The organism is Flavobacterium flavipigmentatum (assembly GCF_020911905.1).
Taxonomy (GTDB): Bacteria; Bacteroidota; Bacteroidia; order Flavobacteriales; family Flavobacteriaceae; genus Flavobacterium; species Flavobacterium flavipigmentatum.
Genome location: NZ_CP087133.1, coordinates 3,445,399 through 3,466,667, shown reverse-complemented (window position 1 = coordinate 3,466,667; position 21,269 = coordinate 3,445,399). Strand labels below are relative to the sequence as shown.

15 protein-coding genes are annotated in these 21,269 nt (G+C 36.0%); 9 read left to right on the top strand and 6 right to left on the bottom strand.

Going from position 1 to position 21,269, the window contains the following annotated elements; genetic code table 11:
• Positions 1 to 7 precede the first annotated feature (7 nt).
• The 3 genes from LNP22_RS14860 to LNP22_RS14850 all read left to right on the top strand — a co-directional run bounded on the left by LNP22_RS14860 (position 8) and on the right by LNP22_RS14850 (position 3,252).
• A complete protein-coding gene (locus LNP22_RS14860; protein WP_229974155.1) occupies positions 8 to 1,357 on the top strand; it encodes a glycoside hydrolase family 28 protein in 1,350 nt (449 codons plus the stop codon).
• A gap of 56 nt (positions 1,358 to 1,413) precedes the next feature.
• Positions 1,414 to 2,157 carry a rhamnogalacturonan acetylesterase gene (locus LNP22_RS14855; RefSeq protein ID WP_229974154.1) on the top strand — a complete coding sequence of 248 codons (744 nt, stop codon included), beginning with the start codon at positions 1,414 to 1,416 and terminating at the stop codon, positions 2,155 to 2,157.
• Between the two features lie 276 nt (positions 2,158 to 2,433).
• A complete protein-coding gene (locus LNP22_RS14850) occupies positions 2,434 to 3,252 on the top strand; it encodes an SDR family oxidoreductase (RefSeq protein WP_229974153.1) in 819 nt (272 codons plus the stop codon).
• A gap of 214 nt (positions 3,253 to 3,466) precedes the next feature.
• Here LNP22_RS14850 and LNP22_RS14845 read toward each other — a convergent pair whose 3' ends face one another.
• Positions 3,467 to 4,195 carry a LytR/AlgR family response regulator transcription factor gene (locus LNP22_RS14845; RefSeq protein ID WP_229974152.1) on the bottom strand — a complete coding sequence of 243 codons (729 nt, stop codon included), beginning with the start codon at positions 4,193 to 4,195 and terminating at the stop codon, positions 3,467 to 3,469.
• Positions 4,192 to 5,244 (bottom strand): sensor histidine kinase, encoded by a 1,053-nt coding sequence (locus LNP22_RS14840; RefSeq protein WP_229974151.1) that lies wholly within the window; start codon positions 5,242 to 5,244, stop codon positions 4,192 to 4,194. The genes LNP22_RS14845 and LNP22_RS14840 overlap by 4 nt, the downstream gene beginning before the upstream one ends.
• Before the next feature lie 268 nt (positions 5,245 to 5,512).
• On the opposite strand from LNP22_RS14840, the gene LNP22_RS14835 reads away from it, so the two are divergent.
• From LNP22_RS14835 to LNP22_RS14815, 5 genes are all read left to right on the top strand, one after another.
• On the top strand, positions 5,513 to 6,667 hold the full coding sequence (locus LNP22_RS14835; protein ID WP_229974150.1) for an efflux RND transporter periplasmic adaptor subunit: 1,155 nt from the start codon (positions 5,513 to 5,515) through the stop codon (positions 6,665 to 6,667).
• A 6-nt stretch (positions 6,668 to 6,673) separates the two neighbouring features.
• Complete coding sequence (locus LNP22_RS14830) at positions 6,674 to 9,838, top strand: efflux RND transporter permease subunit (protein WP_229974149.1); 3,165 nt, start codon at positions 6,674 to 6,676, stop codon at positions 9,836 to 9,838.
• Between the two features lie 19 nt (positions 9,839 to 9,857).
• The gene (locus LNP22_RS14825; protein ID WP_229976391.1) at positions 9,858 to 11,261 is read left to right on the top strand and encodes an efflux transporter outer membrane subunit; all 1,404 of its coding nucleotides are present in this window, start codon (positions 9,858 to 9,860) and stop codon (positions 11,259 to 11,261) included.
• A 322-nt stretch (positions 11,262 to 11,583) separates the two neighbouring features.
• The gene (locus LNP22_RS14820; RefSeq protein WP_229974148.1) at positions 11,584 to 13,047 is read left to right on the top strand and encodes a glycosyltransferase family 2 protein; all 1,464 of its coding nucleotides are present in this window, start codon (positions 11,584 to 11,586) and stop codon (positions 13,045 to 13,047) included.
• Between the two features lie 592 nt (positions 13,048 to 13,639).
• On the top strand, positions 13,640 to 14,869 hold the full coding sequence (locus LNP22_RS14815) for a PQQ-dependent sugar dehydrogenase (RefSeq protein ID WP_229974147.1): 1,230 nt from the start codon (positions 13,640 to 13,642) through the stop codon (positions 14,867 to 14,869).
• A gap of 46 nt (positions 14,870 to 14,915) precedes the next feature.
• Here the strand turns inward: LNP22_RS14815 and LNP22_RS14810 are convergent, their stop codons facing one another.
• The 4 genes from LNP22_RS14810 to LNP22_RS14795 all read right to left on the bottom strand — a co-directional run bounded on the left by LNP22_RS14810 (position 14,916) and on the right by LNP22_RS14795 (position 20,260).
• A complete protein-coding gene (locus LNP22_RS14810) occupies positions 14,916 to 15,932 on the bottom strand; it encodes an FAD:protein FMN transferase (RefSeq protein WP_229974146.1) in 1,017 nt (338 codons plus the stop codon).
• A 20-nt stretch (positions 15,933 to 15,952) separates the two neighbouring features.
• Positions 15,953 to 18,151, bottom strand: a complete 2,199-nt coding sequence (locus LNP22_RS14805; protein WP_229974145.1) for a PepSY domain-containing protein — start codon at positions 18,149 to 18,151, stop codon at positions 15,953 to 15,955.
• Between the two features lie 48 nt (positions 18,152 to 18,199).
• On the bottom strand, positions 18,200 to 18,682 hold the full coding sequence (locus LNP22_RS14800; protein WP_229974144.1) for a DUF2271 domain-containing protein: 483 nt from the start codon (positions 18,680 to 18,682) through the stop codon (positions 18,200 to 18,202).
• Positions 18,683 to 18,763: 81 nt separating this feature from the next.
• Positions 18,764 to 20,260: an ankyrin repeat domain-containing protein gene (locus tag LNP22_RS14795; RefSeq protein WP_229974143.1), complete on the bottom strand. Its 1,497-nt coding sequence runs from the start codon at positions 20,258 to 20,260 to the stop codon at positions 18,764 to 18,766.
• A 412-nt stretch (positions 20,261 to 20,672) separates the two neighbouring features.
• Between LNP22_RS14795 and LNP22_RS14790 the strand changes: the two genes are divergently transcribed.
• A complete protein-coding gene (locus tag LNP22_RS14790) occupies positions 20,673 to 21,209 on the top strand; it encodes a response regulator (protein ID WP_229974142.1) in 537 nt (178 codons plus the stop codon).
• Positions 21,210 to 21,269: the final 60 nt, after the last annotated feature.

Below are 21,269 nucleotides of genomic sequence, written 5' to 3'. Positions count from 1 at the left end.
AAAAATTATGCAGTTTAAAGATCTTCTTTTTCTATTAATTTGCTCCGTAACATTTGCTCAAAATACTGATTTCCCGAGTGCAAAAGTAGACGAAATTGTCAGTAGAATTCAGTTACCAGTTTTTCCGTCTTATCAAATCAATATTACAAAATTGGGTGCTAAAGGCGATTCGCTGACCAACAACAAAATAGTTTTTGATAAAGCGATGGCACTTTGCAAAAAGAATAACGGCGGAACGATCATTGTTCCAAAAGGAATTTATAAAATCAACGGTCCGATTCATTTTGTGAGCAATGTGAATTTAAAGATTGAAAAAGGAGCTAAGATTAAGTTTAGCGATAATCCAGATGATTATTTACCGATGGTTTTGACCAGCTGGGAAGGTACGATGGTGTACAATTACAGTCCGTTAATATATGCTTTTGAGTGCGAAAACATTGCCATTACTGGTGAAGGAACGATTGATGGCGAGGGAGGAATGACATGGAAAAGTTTTAAATCAAAAGAAAATGAGGGTAAAAACCTGAGCCGAGAGATGAATCATAATAATGTTCCTCTGAAGGATAGAAAATTCGGAAAGGGTTATTTTTTGCGACCGCAAATGATTCAGTTTTTTAAGTGTAAAAATATTTTAGTCGAAAATATTCGTATCGAAGATTCTCCGTTTTGGTGCTTGCATTTGCTGCAATCTCAAAGTATTACCGTACGCGGCATCAGTTATAAATCATTTAATTACAACAATGATGGTATCGATCCCGAGTATGCCAAAGATGTTTTGATAGAAAATGTAACTTTTGATAATGCAGATGATAACGTAGCCATAAAAGCTGGCAGAGACGATGAAGGAAGAGCAAATTCGGCTACACCAAGTGAGAATATTGTCATTAGAAATTGCAATTTCAAAGGGCTTCATGGAGTAGTGATTGGAAGCGAAATGTCGGCTGGAGTACAGAATGTGTATGTCGAAAATTGTAAAACGGTAGGCTATCTCAAAAGAGGAATTTATTTAAAAACCAATGCGGACAGAGGTGGTTTTATAAAAAATATTTTTGTTCGAAAGATACAATTAGACGAAGTCGAAGACTGTATTTATATCACAGCCAATTATCACGGCGAAGGCAGCGGCCATCAGTCTGAAATTTCGAATGTTTCGTTTTCTGATATTACGTGCAACAAAGTTTCGGCAGCGGGCATTGTAATTCAGGGGTTTCCAGACAAAAAAATCAAAAATATCTCGCTCAACAATATTGAAATTAAGTGGGCAAAAAATGCTATTTCGAGCGAAAATGCAGAAAATGTATTGATGAACGAGGTTGTGATTGGCGAGAGAGCGACCATTCCATCGGCTGCGAAATAACCGTTTGGTTTTATGTTTCTTTTGAAGTTTTAGTTTAAAAATTTAATGATTGTACTATGAAAAATTATCTTCTGATTCTTTGGTTGGTTTCGGCTACTTGTTTTGCTCAAAAAACAACACTTTACGGCATTGGAGATTCTACTATGGCCAACAAGCAAAACCCCGATCGCAATCCCGAATTTGGTTGGATGCAAGTGCTTCAGCCTTTTTTTAAAGATAATATTAAGGTAGAAAACAAAGCCGTAAACGGTCGCAGTACCAAAAGTTTTATTAACGAAAAACGTTGGGATTCTGTTTATAAAAAACTGCAAAAGGGTGATTATGTTTTTATAGAATTTGGACATAATGACGAGAAAATAAACGATTCTACTAGATTTACAAATCCGCATACGAGTTACCGATATAATTTAATTAAGTTTGTAAAAGAGAGCAGAGAAAAAGGAGCAATTCCTGTGCTTTTGAGCTCTATTGCGCGACGTGATTTTAACGAAAAAGGAGTATTGGTGCCTTCGCATGTCGAATATACTTTAGAGACGAGATTGGTGGCGCAGGAGTACAAAGTACCGTTTATCGATTTAGAATATTATACCGAATTGATGGAGCTAAAGTACGGTCCTGAAAGATCAAAAGAACTGCATTTGCATTTCAAAAAAGGAGAAGAACCTTATTATACAGAAGACAAGGCAGATGATACGCATTTGTCTAAAAAAGGCGCAACCGAAGTGGCTCAAATTGTAATAAATCAAATTAAACTTCTGGAGGATTCTTCTGTCAGTGTACTCAAAAAAAGCATTAAATAAAAGTGATTTAAGAAATAAGCAATGTATGTCACAGTCAATTTTGTTTGCCTTTTTATCTTTTTTCAATTTAAAACTTATGAAACAGTGCTAAAAATATTGGTGGTGATACTGTTGAAGTTCATAATTATAGCGAGATAATTGCTTTTATAAAGAATAATTATTGGCTTAACAAAAGGCACATAACGATGCTTACCTAAACTATTAGAAATAGCTGTTACAGATTGGCAAAAAGACGATTCGCATTTGTTTAAATATTAAAAATAAAAAAATATAATTTTGAAAATAGACTTTACATTAAAAGGAAAAGTAATAGTAGTTACAGGTGGTACAGGAGTTTTAGGCGAAGCTTTTGTAAATGGCATTGCCGAAGCTGGTGCGGCTGTTTGTATTTTAGGTAGAAACAAAGAAAAAGCCACCGAAAGAGCTGATTTTATAAAAGAAAATGGAGGCGAAGCAATAGCACTGATTGCCGATGTAACCAATGAAGCAGATTTGATACAAGCACGTGATTTGGTATTGGCAAAATACGGTAAGATCGATGGCTTGGTAAATGCGGCGGGCGGTAATATGCCGGATGCTGTGGTACAACCAGACCAAGATATTTTTAAGCTCAATATGGATGCTTTGCAACAAGTGGTCAACTTAAACTTGTTCGGAACGCTTTTGCCTACTCAGGTTTTTGGAGAAGCAATAAAAAACAATCCAGAATCGGGAAGTATTGTAAATATTTCATCTGTAGCGACAGAGCAAGCGCTAACCAAAGTTTTGGGTTATAGTTTGGCTAAATCTGCGATTGATTCGTATACAAAATGGTTTGCGGTAGAACTTTCGAGAAGATTTGGAGATAAAATAAGAATGAACTCGATTGTTCCCGGATTTTTCTTAACGGAGCAAAACAAAAGTTTATTGACCAATCCTGACGGCAGCTTGACCGAAAGAGGTAATTTGATTATTCAAAACTCGCCTTTCAAACGTTTTGGAAATCCTGAAGAATTAGTTGGTGGGTTAATTTGGCTATTAAGCGATGCATCAAAATTTGCAACGGGCTCAAAAGTAACTTTAGATGGTGGATTTACTATTTTTAGCGGAGTCTAGGTTTACTTTTTTGTAATACGACGTTATGGATGATGTATACGTAGCGTGGAATCTTCAGCGTGGTAAAGAGGAATTGTTTGAGAATATTATCTATCAATATGTCTAATAGATCGTATTTTAGAAATAAATTTAACAGTAAATTAATGATGGCTTAGATTATAAAAATCTAAGCTAAGTTATTGATTAGGAAATGTATGGTTATTTGTGTATTGTGCTATTTTATCCACTTATCTGTAATGACCTTAAACGTTTCTTTATATTGCTCACCTACAGTGATTTCGGTTTTATTGATTAAAATAGAGTTTTTGCTTATGGCAGTAATTTTTTCTAATGAAACGATAAAAGAACGGTGCAATCGCATAAATTTTGACGAAGGCAATTTTTCTTCTAATGCTTTTAAAGAAATTAAAGAAAGTAGTGGTTTCAGAGGTGAAGTCAAATGTACTCGCACATAATCTTTCAAACTTTCGATGTATGAAATATCTTTCAGACTTACTCTTATCCACTGATATTCTACTTTTATAAAAATAAACTCATCATCTGTGTTAATTACTTGAGATGCTGTACTTGTTTCTTCGCTTAATTGCAGTGCTTTGCTAGTGGCTCTTAAAAATTCTTCATAGCTAAAAGGCTTTAAAAGATAATCTACCGCATTAACTCTATACCCCTCTATCGCGTAATGATTGTAAGCGGTTGTAAAAATAATTTTTGGAGTTATACCTGATTGTTCTTGCAGTAGTCTTGCGAGTTCCATACCTGTTAGGTTAGGCATGTTGATATCCAGAAAAATTAGGTCGGGTTGCTGCTCTCTAATCAGGCTCATGGCCTCGACAGCATTATCGCAACTACAAACTAACTCCAAAAAAGGGGTTTGATCTATAAAAGTCTCCACGAGCTTCAGTGCCAATGGCTCATCATCTACGGCTATGCATTTTAATATCATTGTTCTAAAGTTATTTGGAGATTTATTTTATATTTTCCGTTTTCAGTAATGCCTGCATTGATAACGTGTTTATCAGGATATATTAATTGCAGTCGGCGTTTGGTATTCGTAAGGCCTATACCACCTTCGCTTGACGGAATATTTGTTTTTTCAAAATAAGTATTTTCTACCTCGAGTTCGATATCATTTCCTGTTTGTCTGATGATAATGATAATTTCACTTTTATCAGTTGCGTTTACACCATGTTTGAAAGCATTTTCTACAAGAGGCAAGAACAGCATCGGAACGATAGGAAAGTCATGCAGTTTTTCGGGAATATCGGTTACAATAGTCAATTTGCTATTGGTGCGAAGTCGCATTAGCGCGATGAAATTCTTCAAAAATTCTACTTCTTTCAAAAGTGTAGTTCTTTCTCCTTCTGTACTGTACAGCAGGTAACGCATCATGCTACTGAGCGTGTGAAGCGCATTTCGCGAATCTTCTATATTAGAATAAGTAAGTGAATAAATGCTGTTGAGCGAATTGAAAAAAAAGTGAGGATTGATTTGCGCTTTAAGCATAGACAATTCTGCCATGGTTTTGTCTTGCTCTAATTTTTGTTTGTGCTGTGCGGCTTTTTGCCAGTGCTGCAACATTGCCCAGCTAGTACTGATTCCTAAAACTAATAGTGTTAGTGTAAAAACATAATTATCAAAAAAATTACTTCTGTATTTTTTAAAACCCAAAATGAGCGCCAGTTTATTGCGCAAATCAGTGTTATAATTATAAAAAAAAGCGATCAGCTGCATTAAAAAAATGACCAAAAGAACCAAAAGTAAAAAAGGGCCTATTTTATCTTTTATAATGGTTTTCGGGACTATTATTTTAGCATTGTAATAAAAAATAACAATCATAAAAAACAACACTATGGTTTGCCATATCCAAAAAATATCTGGAAGCATAATATTCCACGTAAGTGGAATGTAAAAAAGCTGAATGTATCCCAATAATACCCAGGCAAGGATATGTAATCCGGTAAACATATAAGGTCTAAAAATGTTTAATAACATTATAATTGATGTTTTTATTGAACAATATTACATTTTATTTACATACAATATAAAACCAATCGCCCAAAAGGGTTCTATAATCCCTAAAAACCATTTTAGAGCCGACGAGTTAGGGCTAAAATCCTCTAAAACTCTTCAATATTGGCTTTGTCGGTTCTGATCCTATCTCTATCGATTATCTTCTGCTCTACGTCTATCAGATCTTTTTTGCATGTTGTATTTTCTTTCTTTTGTACCTGTATAAATAGATAATTACAAATTTGTAAGTATGAATAAGCAATCCTTTTTAAGCATTTTCGCAGCGTCTGTGATCATCGCTTCGTGTGGTAATAAAAGTGATCAGGCCCCTATGGGAGGACCTGGGTCACAAGTAAAAGAGTATAAGACGTTGACTTTAGAGCCAACATCTGCAACATTGAATACCGACTATCCCGCGAGTATTCAAGGACAGCAAAATATAGAAATACGACCAAGGGTTGAAGGCTATATCGATAAAATTTATGTAGACGAAGGCGCTGTGGTCAAAGCGGGTCAACCTTTATTTAAAATTAGTGCACCAGAATATGAGCAAGAAGTACGTACTGCTGCTGCAAGTATAAAAAGCGCTCAGGCAGCTTTGAGTTCTGCAAAATTAGCGGTTAACAAAGTGAAACCTTTGGTAGAAAAAGAAATCATCAGTAAATATGATTTGGAGTCGGCTCAATACAATTATGATGCAGCTTTGGCTACATTGGCTCAAGCAAATGCCAGTTTGGTAAATGCAAAAACAAACCTTGGCTACACTACGGTTACAAGTCCTGTTAATGGCGTTGTAGGGTCTATTCCGTTTCGTTTAGGAAGTTTAGTAAGTTCAAACACAACAGATCCTTTAACAACTGTTTCCAGTATCGGAAATGTGTATGCTTATTTTGCTATGAATGAAAAAAAACTTTTAGACTTTACAAAAAGTAAAGGCCCATTGGCTGAGAAAATAAAAGAATTGCCACAAGTTTCTTTATTACTCTCGGATGGGACTACGTATGCAGAAAAAGGTCGCATAGAAACGGTAAACGGTTTAATTAATACCGAGACTGGTTCTGTAAATATTCGAGCTCGTTTTCCTAATTCAAAAGGTATTATTAGAAGCGGAAGCAGTACAACAGTTCGTATTCCGAATGAAGTTAAAGATGGAATATTGGTTCCACAAAGTGCCACATTTGAACTACAGGATAAGATTTTTGCAGTGACTGTAGGAAAAGATGGAAAAACAAAAAATGTAAATATTACGGTGGCTGAAAACACTGCAGGTAACTATTATGTGGTGACAAGTGGATTAAAATCAGGCGATAAAATCGTACTAGAAGGAGTTGCTTTATTAAAAGACGGAAGCGAAATTAAAACTCAAAATCAGAATCCAGAAACGGTTTACGCTGACTTAAAATAAGAAAAGATGTTTAAAATTTTTATACAAAGACCTGTTCTTTCGACAGTAATATCGGTTATTATTGTCATATTGGGGCTAATAGGACAGTCAGCATTGCCAATTGCGCAGTATCCTGATATTGCTCCGCCAACAGTAAACGTTTCAGCAAGTTATACTGGAGCCAATGCTGATGTGGTATTGAAAAGTATTGTAATTCCGCTTGAAGAGCAAATTAATGGGGTAGAAAACATGACTTATATGACTTCTACAGCAACAAACGACGGAAATGCATCTATTAAAATCTTTTTTAAAGTAGGAACAAATCCTGATTTAGCGGCTGTAAATGTTCAAAACAGGGTTTCAAGAGCAACAAGTTTATTGCCTTCAGAGGTAACGCAGGCGGGTGTAACGGTTACAAAGAGTCAGAGTAGTAACTTATTGATTTTCTCTTTATACAGTGAAAATAAAGCGTATGATCAGACTTTCCTTCAAAATTATGCCAAGATTAATCTTGTTCCACAAATTCAACGTGTTGTTGGGGTAGGAGATGTATCTGTTTTTGGATCAAAGGACTACTCGATGAGAATCTGGCTTAAACCAGATATCATGCAGCAATACAAGTTGATTCCGAGTGATATTTCGGCTGCTTTGGCAGAACAAAACATAGAAGCGGCGCCAGGTAAATTTGGTGAGAATGGCGATCAGGCTTTTCAATATGTTATTAAATATAAAGGACGTTTAACAACCGCTTTGGAATTTGAAGATATCGTTATCAAATCTGTAGGGAACGGACAAATGCTGAGATTGAAAGATGTCGCAAAAGTAGAGTTAGGTTCTTTAAGTTATGCCTCAACTATTAAAACAAATGGTGTAGAGTCAGCAGCGATGGCAATTAGCCAGACTCCAGGTTCAAATGCGCGTGACGTAATCAATAATTCTAAGAAACTTATTGAAGAAGCGGCAAAAAACTTCCCAAAAGGAGTAAAATATACTATTCTTGTAGATGTCAACGAGAATTTGGATGCATCTATCGAAAAGGTAATTCACACCTTGATTGAAGCTTTTATATTGGTTTTTATTGTAGTATTTATTTTTCTTCAGGATTTTAGATCTACTTTAATTCCCGCAATTGCTGTTCCGGTAGCTATTGTAGGAACATTTTTCTTTCTGAATTTATTCGGTTTTACGATTAACTTATTAACGCTTTTTGCGATGGTATTGGCTATTGGAATTGTAGTTGACGACGCCATTGTAGTCGTCGAGGCAGTTCACGCTAAGTTGGATAACGGGTATAAATCATCTAAAAAAGCAACCATTGACGCGATGGATGAAATTTCTGGAGCAATCATTTCCATCACATTGGTAATGGCGGCGGTATTTATTCCAGTAACTTTCATTACGGGTTCAACAGGTGTTTTTTACAAACAATTTGGTATCACATTGGCAGTGGCCATTATCTTATCTGCTGTAAATGCTCTAACTTTAAGTCCTGCTTTATGTGCCTTGCTTTTAAAGCCTCATGCTGATGATCATAAACATAAAAGTTTTATTCAAAGGTTCTATACATCCTTTAACGTAGCTTTTGATAATGTTACTAATAAATACAAAAAGTCAGTACAGTTTCTTTCTGTTAAAAAATGGATTGTACTTACTTCAATTGTTATTGTTGGAGCGGCATTATTTTATATGATGAAAACCACGCCATCTGCTTTTGTTCCTTCGGAAGATCAGGGTACTGTTTTTGCCAATATTAGTTTACCACCGTCTGCTTCTATGGAGCGTTCTGATATAATAGCCAAGAAAGTAGATAGTATTGCACAAACGATCCCAGGTGTTAAAAACACTTTGCGTATTGTTGGGCAGAACTTTACAGCTGGAGCAGGAAGTGCTTATAGTATGGTTATTGTGAAATTAGAAACGTGGGACAAACGCGATTTAAGTGTTGATGATGTAATTGGTCAGCTTTTTGCTAAAACGAGCGGCATTCGAGAAGCTAATATTTTCTTTATTTCTCCACCAACCATTCAAGGATTTGGACAAAGTGGCGGATTCGAATTTCAATTGCAGGACAAAGGGGGACACTCGACAGCAGAATTCTATAAAGTGAATACCGACTTTTTAGAAAAACTATCAAAACGTCCTGAAATACAATATGCCACAACGCCTTTTAATCCCGGTTTTCCGCAATACATGATGGATATTAACCTAGCAAAAGCAAAAGATGCAGGTGTGCCAGTCAACTCGATTCTTTCTACTATGCAAGGTTATTATGGTGGATTGTATGCTTCGAATTTCAATAAATTCGGAAAACAATATCGTGTCATGATTCAGGCCTCTCCTGAGTTTCGTACAAATACAGAAGGATTGAATAAAATTTTTGTTCGAAATAGTGCTGGAAATATGGCGCCTATTACAGAATTTGTAAAAATGACCCGAGTTTTTGGACCAGAATCGATTTCAAGATTTAACTTGTTTACTTCTATCTCGATTACTGGAGCACCAAATCCTGGCTACAGTTCTGGAGATGCGATTAAAGCCATTCAGGAAGTAGCAGCAGAAAATCTTCCTGCTGGTTATGGTTACGAATTTTCAGGTTTAACACGTGAGGAATTGGCTTCAGGAAGTGAAACTATTTTCATTTTTATCTTGTGTTTGGTGTTTGTGTATTTCTTGTTAAGCGCCCAATACGAGAGTTATATTTTGCCTTTTGCGGTATTGTTTTCTATTCCGTTTGGATTAGCGGGAGCCTATTTGTTTTCGATTATATTCAAATTAAACAGTAATATTTATTTACAGATTTCTTTGATCATGTTGATCGGATTACTGGCAAAGAACGGTATTTTGATAGTGGAGTTTGCATTAGACAGAAGACGAAAAGGTTTGCCAATTGTGCAAGCTGCTATCGAAGGAGCTGTAGCCCGTTTACGACCAATTTTAATGACTTCATTTGCGTTTATTTTGGGTCTTGTTCCTCTGATGTTTGCTACTGGAGCAGGAGCAGTGGGTAACAAATCTATTGGTACAGGCGCAGTAGGAGGAATGTTAATCGGAACCGTTTTAGGAGTATTTGTTATTCCGGTATTGTTTATCATTTTCCAAACGTTACAGGAAAAAGTGAGCGGCCCAGCCAAAGAAGGTTATGATGAAGAAGTTGAAGAAGAAACAAAGCAAATAGAAGCTCATAAGGAGTAGTAATTTAATTAAGAATATGATGAGTCAAAGTTTCAATAAATATATTCTCGTGCTAGTAACAGCTGCATTATTGAGTGCGTGTTCTGTTGCTAAAAAATACGAGCGTCCCGCAGCAGTTTCGTCGGATAAGCTATTCCGAGATCAGGCTTCCGCCGATTCTACAACCTTGGCCAATATGCCTTGGCAGCATGTTTTTAAAGACGGAAAACTAAATGCATTGATTCAGAAAGGGCTGGATCAAAATTTAAACCTTAAAAATGCTATTGAAAACATCGTTCAGGCGCGTGCCACTTTACGTCAAAGTAAGCTGGCATACTATCCTACACTGAATATTGATGCAAGCGCCACACATAACAAACAATCTGAAGCTTCATTAAATTTTGGAGGTGCTTCTATCAATACATTAACAACAACGTACAAATTAGGTTTAAGTACTTCTTGGGAAATGGATATTTGGGGAAAATTGAGCAGTTCAAAACGAGCGGCTTTGGCGACCTACTTATCTACAGATGCTGCAAAACAAGCAGTTCAAACACAACTGATTTCAGATATTGCAAATAATTATTTTCTGTTATTATCTTTTGACAAACAACTCAAAATTACAGAAGAAACTTTAGAAAGCCGTGTCAAAAATGTAGAAACAATAAAAGCCTTAAAAGAAGGTGCTATAGTTAATGGAGCATCTGTCGTACAAAGCCAGGCTAATATGTATGCGGCACAAGTGCTGATTCCAGATTTGAAAAGAAATATTCGCGAAACCGAAAACGTGTTGAATATTTTGTTAGGACAAGTCCCTGGACCAATCGAGAGAGGGACATTAGATGAACAGGTTGTTCCTGAGAACCTTTCAGTAGGTTTACCATCGCAATTGTTACAAAATCGTCCTGATGTACGTCAGGCGGAGTTTAATTTTAGAACTGCTTTTGAAACTACAAATCTGGCAAAAACCTATTTTTATCCAAGTTTGACTCTTACAGCTAGTACTGGTTTTTCGAATCTGGAATTGAAAGATTTTTTCACTAATTCTATTTTCTATTCGATAATTGGCGGACTGACACAGCCTCTTTTTAATCAAGGAAAAAATAAGGCAAGACTTACTACTGCACAATCGCAACAATTACAGGCTATGAATAATTTTCAGCAAAGTCTTTTAGTGGCGGGGCAAGAAGTTTCAAACGCTTTATATTCGTATGAAATGGCAGTTGAAAAAGAAGATTCTAGAGCGCAACAAATTGCAGCACTTGAAAAATCAGTCGATTTTACGCAACAACTTTTACAATATAGTTCAGCGACAAATTATACAGATGTACTCACCTCGCAACAGAATCTTTTGTCAGCACAAATGAGTGGCATAAATGATAATTTACAAAAATTGCAAGCTGTTGTCGATCTATACCGCGCTTTAGGTGGTGGCTGGAAATAGTAATCAATTTTATCAAAAAAACAAAAAACGTCTCAAATCTTGAGGCGTTTTTTTGTTTCAAACAGGTCTATATTCACTTTTATTCAATTTGAAAAATAATAGAAAGTTGTATAATTTGTATATGAAATGTATAAAATTTACACACTAAAGTTTTTTGAGGTTTTCTGTAAGCCACTGTTTTTCAGCTTCTATTTTTAATGGCACATCCCTTGCAAAGGAGAACTGTGTAAAACAATCCTGCTCTCTCAAGAATTTAAATAATAATTAAATAAAGGAGACAGAAGTTTAAATAAAAGCCATAAAATTCAACAGTATTTTTAATATGAAAAGCGAAGCAATTACCTCAAAACAATTTTTTTCTTCTAGTCATGACATTAGTAGCAACGAACATTCATTAAGCAATCCTGTCTTTCGTATTCAAAACGAATCGACGCATAAAGCTGTCAAAAGACCATCAAGTGTATTGGGTTTAATAGTCCTTATCGGAACTTTTATCCTAATGATTACAGGTGCTTTTTTTGTGTATCAATTTCAAGCCGACTTTGATCAGTTTCATCTGGAAAGGATCAATTCTACATGGGGACTTCCATTTCTTGTGCTAACAGTTGCCTTATTCTTTTTTCAAGCGGGTGTATTTTTGTATAATTTATACCTTTTTTATAAATACAAGCCAATCGAATCGGTAACCGATGATTTATTACCAACTTGTACCGTGATTGTTCCTGCCTACAACGAGGGAAAACTGGTTTGGGATACTTTGTTGAGTCTAGCCGATAGCGATTATCCGGAGCAAAAAATGCAGATACTTGCCGTTGATGATGGTAGCAAAGACGATACCTGGTACTGGATGCAACAAGCAAAAATAAGATTGGGTGACCGTTTGACTATTTACCAACAACCCGAAAACAAAGGAAAACGCCATGCACTTTACCGTGGTTTTAAGTTAGGAACGGGAGAAATTTTTGTAACGGTAGATAGTGATTCAATTGTAAAAAAAGATACTTTACGTAATTTAGTAAGTCCGTTTGTTGTGGATGAAAAATGTGGTGCCGTTGCGGGAAATGTTCAGGTTTTAAACAATAAAAAAGCATTGCTTCCAAAAATGCTAAATGTAAGTTTCGTAATGAGTTTTGAGTTCATGCGTTCTGCAGAAAGTATGTTGGGTTCTGTACTTTGTACTCCAGGAGCTGCTGCTGCTTATCGCAATACTGCTGTTTTTGGTTGCTTGCAAGAGTGGATCAATCAAACTTTTATGGGACAGCCTTCAGACATTGGAGAAGATCGTGCCATGACCAATATGATACTCAAACAAGGGCACCATGTATTGTTTCAAAAAAATGCGTATGTATTGACCAATGTTCCTGAAGAATATACAGGTTTATACAAAATGTTTATCAGATGGAGCAGAAGTAATGTTCGCGAAAATATCATGATGGCACAATTTGTTTTTAAAGATTTTAGAAAAGAATCCAAATTTGGTGCAAGGCTTTTATTTTTAAATCAATCTTTAAAAATTGTTTTGGCATACCCATTTCTACTGTTTATGTTCTATTTGATAGCAACACATCCCTTATTATTTTTAAGTTCGACCATGTTGGGGATATTGATTTTTTCTAGCTTTTCGGTTTTCTTTTATGCAAAGAGATACAGCGTAGCTGAGGCATTTTGGGCTTATTCGTATAGTATTTTTTATACCTTCAGTCTATTCTGGATTACACCTTATGCGATTATTACAGCCAACAAAAGGGGTTGGCTTACCAGAGGATTAACGGAGAAAGTTAGTTAATCTGTAACATATAAACAGGTAAAATAAATAAACGATATTACCATGAATCAAAAACCACTTTTATTGTAAAAGTGGTTTTTTTTTGTTCAAAAGTGATGCTCTTATTCTCAATCCTCATTATCAATAAAAGGTTTATATGAGTTTAAAAAAGAACCAGATAAGTAGAGTGTTTATATCCTAAAAAAATTAAATCTTAGCTATGTCAATCTGACATAAAAAATGCGCTTACGCTAAATTCCCTCTACCAACTTTAGACGGAGACTTGACGGAAGCGTGACGGAGAAGTGACCTTAAAAAACGCAATGTCATACTGGCAGTTTTTATAAAAAATGCTAGCTAACAAATGTTGCTAACCTTTTGATATTATACTTGATACGGATGTTTTAAAGAGATTGCAATGACATTACAATTATATAAAGAATACTAAAAATGCTATAAATTTTATTATTAGTTTTTAATGAAATTTACTTTCCTAATTTCTGCAGCAGACAATACATACGATAAAAAAAATAGTTATTTATGATTGTGTTGCAGTCGTGAATGAACACAATAAGTAAGAATAATACACGTTTTTAATTAAAATCCCAAGACTATGAAAAACATCACCTACATTGCTATTCTTTCGAGTGCACTCTTTACCGTGTTCAGCTGTAACAATGATAAAGATCCTGAAACACCAGATCCAGGCACAGTTACACCTCCCGTAGAAGGTTCTGCTGCCAATACTAATTATCCTCCGGCGTTTGCCGGACAAACTCGTGCCAATGGTTTATTAACCAACACAAAGTACGAGTCAACCGTTATTACCAGCACGCTTACTAGCCCATGGGGAGTAAAAGTGCTTCCTGACGGAAGGCTGCTGGTCACAGAAAAAGCAGGAAGATTTCGTATCGTAACTACAGCAGGAGTGGTGAGTAGCCCTATTTTAGGTGCTCCAACCGTAAATGCAGCTGGTCAGGGTGGCTTATTAGGCCTGTGCCTTGATCCTGAGTTTGCATCCAACCGAATGATTTACTGGGTTTTTTCTGAAGCTGCAACGGGCGGTAATCTCACCGCTGTAGCCAAAGGAAGATTGTCTAATGACGAAAAAGCTATAGAAGCTGCAACGGTAATTTATCGCACTAATCCTGCCAATGCCAGTACGCTGCATTACGGTGGTCGAATTCTTTTTGATAAATCGGGCAACCTTGTCGTGAGTACGGGAGAGCGCTCTGTTTTAGAGACAAGACCTTTGGCACAAGCTGTTACTAATGGTTTGGGCAAAGTGGTACGAATTACAAAAGAAGGTGCACCAGCATCAGGTAATCCTACCTTTACGGCAACTGGAGCATTACCGGAGTTGTACACTTTTGGTCATAGAAATCCACAAGGACTGGCGCTGCATCCTACTACTGGTGAAGTTTGGTTGTCTGAACACGGACCACGCGGAGGTGACGAAATCAATCGCCTTAAAGCAGGTACTAACTACGGATGGCCAACGATTACGTACGGAATAGAATATGCTGGAGAGAAAATTGGAGCAGGAATTCAGAAACAGGAAGGTATGGAGCAACCGGTTTATTATTGGGATCCTGTTGTATCACCAAGCGGAATGACGTTCTACAGTGGTAATCGCGTTCCAGAGTGGCAAAATAACCTTTTTGTAGGCGCACTAAGCGGTATGCATATTGTGCGTTTGGCCATTCAAAATAATGTAGTGATAGGCGAAGAAAGACTTCTAACTCAGGAAAATCAGCGTTTTAGAGACATCACGCAAGGTGCAGATGGTGCTTTGTACGCTGTTACAGACCAAGGCAGATTGTATAAAATTGATAAAAAATAAGAAGTCGATAACCACTTGGTATACAGAACACTTCCGTAATAAGAAACTAGAGCTTTGCTTTGAATTTCTTGATACGGAAGTTTTTTGATTGAATGACTTTGCCATTGTCGGTAATCATCAGACAACTATATTTCGGGTATTTCTCAAGCAAAAGTAATCCCTGATCTTTTCCTAAAACCATAAGCGAAGTACTCAAACCGTTGGCAGTTTCTGCATCGGGACCAAAAACCGTAACGCTGCACAATCCTGTGGCGGGATAACCTGTAGTGGGATTGATAATATGAGAATATCGTTTGCCATCAAAAACAACAAATTTTTCGTAACTGCCAGAAGTAGTTACAGCGTCTTGCTCTAGTGGTACGACAGCTAAGACTTTTTCAGGAAAAAACGGATTCGTAATTCCAATTTTCCAAGGTTTTCCATTGTGTTGTTTACCCCAAGTACTCATGTCTCCCGAGCCGTTTATGATGCCCGCTTTGATGCCTTTGGCCAGCATCATTGCTCTACATTTGTCGGTAGCATAGCCTTCGCCCAGAGCGCCAAAACCTATTTTCATTCCTTTTATTTTCAAGAAAATGGTCGAGGCTACACTATCGAGAATAATATTTTTATACCCTACTTTTTCTACAGATTTTTGTATGGCTTCCGCCGAAGGCATCTCGGTCATCGATCCGTCAAATTTCCAGATCCTGTCCATGGCAGCAAAACTAATGTCGAAACCGCCGTTGGTGGCTTCAGAAAAACGAATGGCTCTCTGAGTAAGTTCAAAAACTTCACGATCTACTTTTACAGGACGAATTCCAGCATTTTGATTGACTTCAGAAACTTGTGAGTCTGCTTTCCAGTCTGATATTAAATTTTCAATTCTGCTAATTTCTGCAATAACAAGATTTATATTTTGTTCTGCCGCCAAAGAATCTTTTGCGACGATACTAATGTCAAAACGGCCTCCCATCAATAGCGTGGTTCTTTTTCGCAAAACCTGCGTATTGCCCATAAGGCAACTCATTACCATGCTAATAAGGAGTATTTTATAAGTAACGTGTTTAGAAAGTTTAGACATCTTAGCGGAGTAAAATCAGTTTAATAACAATCTGTGAGCAACTGGCCATTGTTTTTGTAAGCTTCTAAAGGCATCATTTTTTCGGCACTGCACAAGGCATCCAAAACCGATTCTACATCTTGTTGCATGGCCAAAGACCCGCAAATCATGATAACGCCGCCATGTTTTAGCAAATCAATAAAAAAGGAAGCATCTCTTCGAATCAAATCCATTACATAAAAATGTTCGGCCTCACGCGATAAAGCCAAATGGAAACTTTGAAGCTGTTGTTTTTGAATCATCGCTGCAGCGAATTTTTTATAACCCGTAACTGTTTCGGTTTCTTTTCTAAAACCACAATACAAATGAGCAGCTGTTTTTGACCTATTTTGTGCTATCATTCCCAGAAAAGGGGCAATACCAGTTCCGTTTGAAATAAAAGCAACTAGAGGAGCTTTTTTAGGAAAATGAAAAGCATTATTTTGAATGATTTGTCCTTTAATAACATCTCCTGACTGTAGTTGATTTAGATAACCGGAACCCAATCCGTGAGGATGCAGTTTGATGACCAATTGAATGTTACCCAAACGATTTCCGATAGAATAGAGGCGTTCTCGGGTATCATTGGCTGGATAAATGGCCAATAAATCTCCAGATGTAAATTTGGCTCTGCTATTCGCGCGAAGCGTAAGTAAAAATGTTTGTTCGGTCTCAGAAACCATTGTTTTCTCTAAAACCATTAGTTTTTGTAATCCTTTGGGAACGTGATTATAGAGCGATGGAGTAGTAGATAAAGAGGTTTGGGATTTAACATTCCACAATTTCGTCCATTCGACAAATTCTACAGTAGATTTATCGTTTACTGTTTGTACCGATAAAAAGCGTTCCGCCCAACTAAGATTAGCTATTTCTTGATCTACTTTAAAAGCAAAACCACAAAAATCAGGATATGCTTTTGAACCAAAGCCCACCACCGAAAAATTGATTTTTTGCTGTTGCTGATGTGTCTTTAGCAACGAAATAAATTTGTTGGCATTAGAAGGTGCATCACCCAAGCCATGTGTTGAAGTAAAAATAATGATATGTGCCGCTTTCGGAAAAACAGTAAAACTATTCATTTCAGCGAGGAATACTTTTTCTCCGTGTGCCACTAATTGCTTTTGAATGGCATTGGCAAATCGTAACGAGCTTCCGTTTTCAGAACCTACTAACAAGATGTATTTACTTTCGTGGGCTTTGAATTTGTTTTTAATTCGGCTTGATCTTCGTTTCAACGTAATGGCAAAACCAGAGTAGATAAAAAAGAGAATGTTGATACTGGCAACAGCGAGTATAAAAGCCCAGATGGCATTGGTTCTCCCGGTATGTAGATTCAGACTTAGATCGGATAATTGAACAGTCATTGGTGAACGTTTTTCGCTAACGATAGCGCCTGTAACCTGATGAACTTCAACTTCACGATCTTGCAATTCGATGATGTAATATTCTTCTGGATCATCCGTAAAAGGAAACTCAATTTTCTTTACATCTGATAAAAGTGTATTTTTAAAAAGCGATATTTCACTACCTTTTTTTGCAATATCTGAAGCTGTTGTTTGTGTGGTTGCGACTGGTTTTTTGTCTTCGTCCATAAAAAAATTAAACCTTTCTAAAGACAAATACGTTCCGGTTAAGGCAATAATTAAAATCGGAATTAATGTCAACCTACCCAGTACAACATGATAATACTGAGCAAAATATTCTTTGATTACTTTCGAAAAGAAATTTCGGATACCTTTTTGCCTGTTGAGCACAAGGACAAAACCAGAAATTGCAATTAACACCAATAAAAATGAAATTACACCCACAAAGAACCGTCCAACCTCGTGAAGAAATAATGAGCGATGAAAACCTGTCACCCATTGAATAAATGCACTCTTTTTTTGAGGTGTACCCAGCTTTTTTCCGGTTCTTACGTCAATATACGCATTGACATCGTTGCCCTCCTGATCAATCGCCTGCAGTGTTACAAACTGGTTGTGATCAATACTTAATTCGGTGATTTCTGGATAGGTCTTTTTTAAGACTGGCAGAATTTCTCCCAGAGTTATTTGATCAAAATTTTCAACTTTGTATGAAAGCGTTTTTTCCTGCATGGCATCGATTGCCAGAATAATACCCGTTGACGCTGCCAAAAGTAAAAATAAAGAAGAAAACAAAGCCAGAGCTAAGTGTGTGTAACGCCAAAAAGAAAGAGTCATCGAGTGTAATCTATTGAAATGTAGTCAATTGTATTGAATGTCGGGCTGTTAGATTTTGTTGAGCCTTACGTAACGGATGTATCCTTTACCTTCTGTTTTATCAGCAATTCCTGCTGTTGTGAGCGGAATTTCTAAGTCGTTTACATAATATTTCTGATCTTCTACAGCAGATTCGAATCTTAATTTATAGCCTTTATTAACTTTAGCATCTTCAATTTCGATGGTAGTAATACTGCGATCGCCACCTGTAACAGATGCTCCCGTTTTGGCACTGATATCTGAAGGTTTTTTAGAGTGAAATTTATTCCATTCTTTTAGCGAACTGTACCATTTTTTATCATCACCCATTACATAAAGTGTCTTTTCATACTCTCCCGCCGGATTAATTAATGAAACGACTATATAAGCACCTTCGCCCATATAATTGGCCATTTGTAGCATACATTTGTATTTGCTTGCCTGCGCATTAGCTTGAAGAGAGGTAAGGAGGATAAAAGTGCTTGTAAGGGCTATTTTCAGTATTGATTTCATAGTAGCAAATAAATTTATATTTTGTTGGTAAAGCTATAACTTCTTTCTAAAGTAGAATTTAAAATCACAGCAATTTTGTATTTATTTTAAAAATTCGACAGCAATATTATTTTTGGTCAATGATTCATTTTCTTTGGCCAAAGCATACGCAGTTTCATCAAATTCTGTAGTGATTTCTTTTTTGGCTCCGATAGATAATAAATATTTAAGAATTTCGTCATCTTTGGCGGTCATCGCAGCTTTGTGCAAAGCCGTTAAGCTATCTTTATTTTTGGCATTAACATCTATGCCAAAAGAAGCTAATTTTATAATTAAATTCAAATCATTTTTGACAATTGCAGCATGATATAAAGTGTTTCCGTCTTTTTGTTGTGCAGCCAAATTAAGTCCTTTGTCTTGAAGTAATTTTGCTTTTGTTTCAAACGGATCTGTAGTTGACTCTTTTTCCTTACCCATTTTTGGTCGGTACGATTGTACCAAATAGTAACCTAAATTGTTACCATCTTTATCCTGAACATTTACGTCTGCACCTTTGTTTAATAAAAGAGCAACTGCCTCAGGAGTTCCTGATTTTACGGCCATAGTTAGCGCCGATTCTCCTTTTATATTTTGAGTATTATAGTCTTTTACAATTGGTAAAAGTTGCTCCAATGCAGTAGCATCTCTTGACCCGGCAGCAATGATAAGCGGCGTATTTCCTTCCTTATTAGCTTTATTTGCAGCTACACCTTTAGCTAAAAAATAACTAATGATTTCTTTTTGATTCGGCTTTGTTGCGAGGAGGTGCAAAACATTCTCTCCAGATTTGTTTGTGGCTGTTGGTTTTATTTTTACGTCTTCAACCAAAAATTTAAAAGTTTCAATAGTATTCGATTCTCTGCGATTCCCTTGAGCGGCAATTAAAAGAGCATTATCGGTATATTTTACTTTTTTTTCTAATAATTTTTTCAAAAGGGCAATATTTCCTGTTCTTGCAGCGTAATCAAAAGCTGTATTTCCATTGTTGTCCACATCTTGGTATGACATTCCTTTGGTGACAAAATAATCGCTGTTGGTTAGATTTTTATCAAACGGAATAGCCAGAAGCAATAGGTTTTCGCCATTTTTATATTTTTTCTTCGGATCAATTCCAGCCTTAAAAAAAGCATCATATATAGCAGGATTTACGACTCCGCTAGAGGCGGCAAAGGAAATTGGAGAAGTACCGTGACTGTCTTCAAAGTTAATGTCGGATCCTTTGGCAATTAAGTATTCAACCACTTCTGTGTTTCCTTTGTAGGCGGCCCAATGCAAATAAATACGATTATCGTGGGTCAATTTGTTGGTTTCATTTCCAGGTTGTTCCAGTAAGTACTTTATAGTGGCAACAGGAGCGTCATTGTTGATCGCTAAAACTGTGACATCAAAAGCATTTGCGTTGGCTTCTGACGCACTATTTCCTTTTGCTATTTCAGCTTTGACAGCGTTTACATCGGGTGCTGTTTTCCAAAAAGCAGGTTCTAATAAAATGTTCTTTTGTTGTGCATTGGCACAAAAAGTGGCTATTAAGGCAAGAGAAATAAAAAGACTCTTTTTCATATTTAGATTTTTATTGTTTTTGAATTGATTATGATTTATTTTATCGAAAGAAAAAGCGTTTGCTTAACAATCTATTTAGAATAAATAAAAATAGCAGCAAATGTAAAAAATAATATTATAAAATCAATTTTTATTTAAATTCAAAACTCAAAATTAACGTCAGTTTAAGTAAAAGTTATTCTTTTAGTGCACTGAATCGATCATGACGATTTTATATTTTTCGTGTGATAATGAAAAAGCTTTACTAAAAATGGAGATTTGCATAGCTTTTATTAGTCTTCACGAAATGAAAGTAATCTAAAACCTATTAAATAATAAATATTCTATAATTATTTTCAATCAAAATAAATTTGTAATAAACAGTAATACCGTGTTATATACGTTGTTTTCTTCTTAACAGATGTTAATTTCTATGTATAATAACGTAAGTAAATTACCTTATTTTATATCTCGCTCTCTATTTATGTTTATATTTGAGATAAATACTGCCGTTGCAATGAATAATAAGCCCAATATGAGGATTCTGTTAACAGATGATGATGAAGATGATAGAGAATTTTTTGCAGAAGCAATTGTAGATCTTCACCTAAATTATCCCGTTGAATTTTGTAAAAATGGTATTGAACTCATAGATCGTCTTTCTGATTTAAATTCTGATATTCCAGATATCATTTTTTTAGATCTCAATATGCCCTTACTTTCGGGTCTGGAAACTTTACAGCAAATTAGAGAGGATACAAAATTTAAACACATTCCCGTAATAGCTATTTATTCTACATCTTCAACCGAAGAGGGTATAAAAGATACTTATAGTTTAGGTGCCAACGCCTATATTGTAAAACCTATTGAGTTTAATGATTTGAAAAAAATATTAAAAAAAGTCATTGAAACAAATTGGGAGGAAAAATTAAAAAAAGAAGCAATGGACTCCTTTATAATTTCGCTTTAGCGAAAAACACACACTATCGCCAAATTAATTTGGTTCTTACTCATACACAAAAGGTTAACC

What these genes read in the sequence shown, in the direction of transcription:
- LNP22_RS14830 (WP_229974149.1), top strand. Translation starts at nt 6,674, where the DNA reads ATGTTTAAAATTTTTATACAAAGACCTGTTCTTTCGACAGTAATATCG.
- LNP22_RS14800 (WP_229974144.1), bottom strand. Translation starts at nt 18,682, where the DNA reads ATGAAATCAATACTGAAAATAGCCCTTACAAGCACTTTTATCCTCCTT.
- LNP22_RS14820 (WP_229974148.1), top strand. Translation starts at nt 11,584, where the DNA reads ATGAAAAGCGAAGCAATTACCTCAAAACAATTTTTTTCTTCTAGTCAT.
- LNP22_RS14845 (WP_229974152.1), bottom strand. Translation starts at nt 4,195, where the DNA reads ATGATATTAAAATGCATAGCCGTAGATGATGAGCCATTGGCACTGAAG.
- LNP22_RS14815 (WP_229974147.1), top strand. Translation starts at nt 13,640, where the DNA reads ATGAAAAACATCACCTACATTGCTATTCTTTCGAGTGCACTCTTTACC.
- LNP22_RS14825 (WP_229976391.1), top strand. Translation starts at nt 9,858, where the DNA reads ATGAGTCAAAGTTTCAATAAATATATTCTCGTGCTAGTAACAGCTGCA.
- LNP22_RS14835 (WP_229974150.1), top strand. Translation starts at nt 5,513, where the DNA reads ATGAATAAGCAATCCTTTTTAAGCATTTTCGCAGCGTCTGTGATCATC.
- LNP22_RS14795 (WP_229974143.1), bottom strand. Translation starts at nt 20,260, where the DNA reads ATGAAAAAGAGTCTTTTTATTTCTCTTGCCTTAATAGCCACTTTTTGT.
- LNP22_RS14855 (WP_229974154.1), top strand. Translation starts at nt 1,414, where the DNA reads ATGAAAAATTATCTTCTGATTCTTTGGTTGGTTTCGGCTACTTGTTTT.
- LNP22_RS14810 (WP_229974146.1), bottom strand. Translation starts at nt 15,932, where the DNA reads ATGTCTAAACTTTCTAAACACGTTACTTATAAAATACTCCTTATTAGC.
- LNP22_RS14805 (WP_229974145.1), bottom strand. Translation starts at nt 18,151, where the DNA reads ATGACTCTTTCTTTTTGGCGTTACACACACTTAGCTCTGGCTTTGTTT.
- LNP22_RS14860 (WP_229974155.1), top strand. Translation starts at nt 8, where the DNA reads ATGCAGTTTAAAGATCTTCTTTTTCTATTAATTTGCTCCGTAACATTT.
- LNP22_RS14790 (WP_229974142.1), top strand. Translation starts at nt 20,673, where the DNA reads ATGTATAATAACGTAAGTAAATTACCTTATTTTATATCTCGCTCTCTA.
- LNP22_RS14840 (WP_229974151.1), bottom strand. Translation starts at nt 5,244, where the DNA reads ATGTTATTAAACATTTTTAGACCTTATATGTTTACCGGATTACATATC.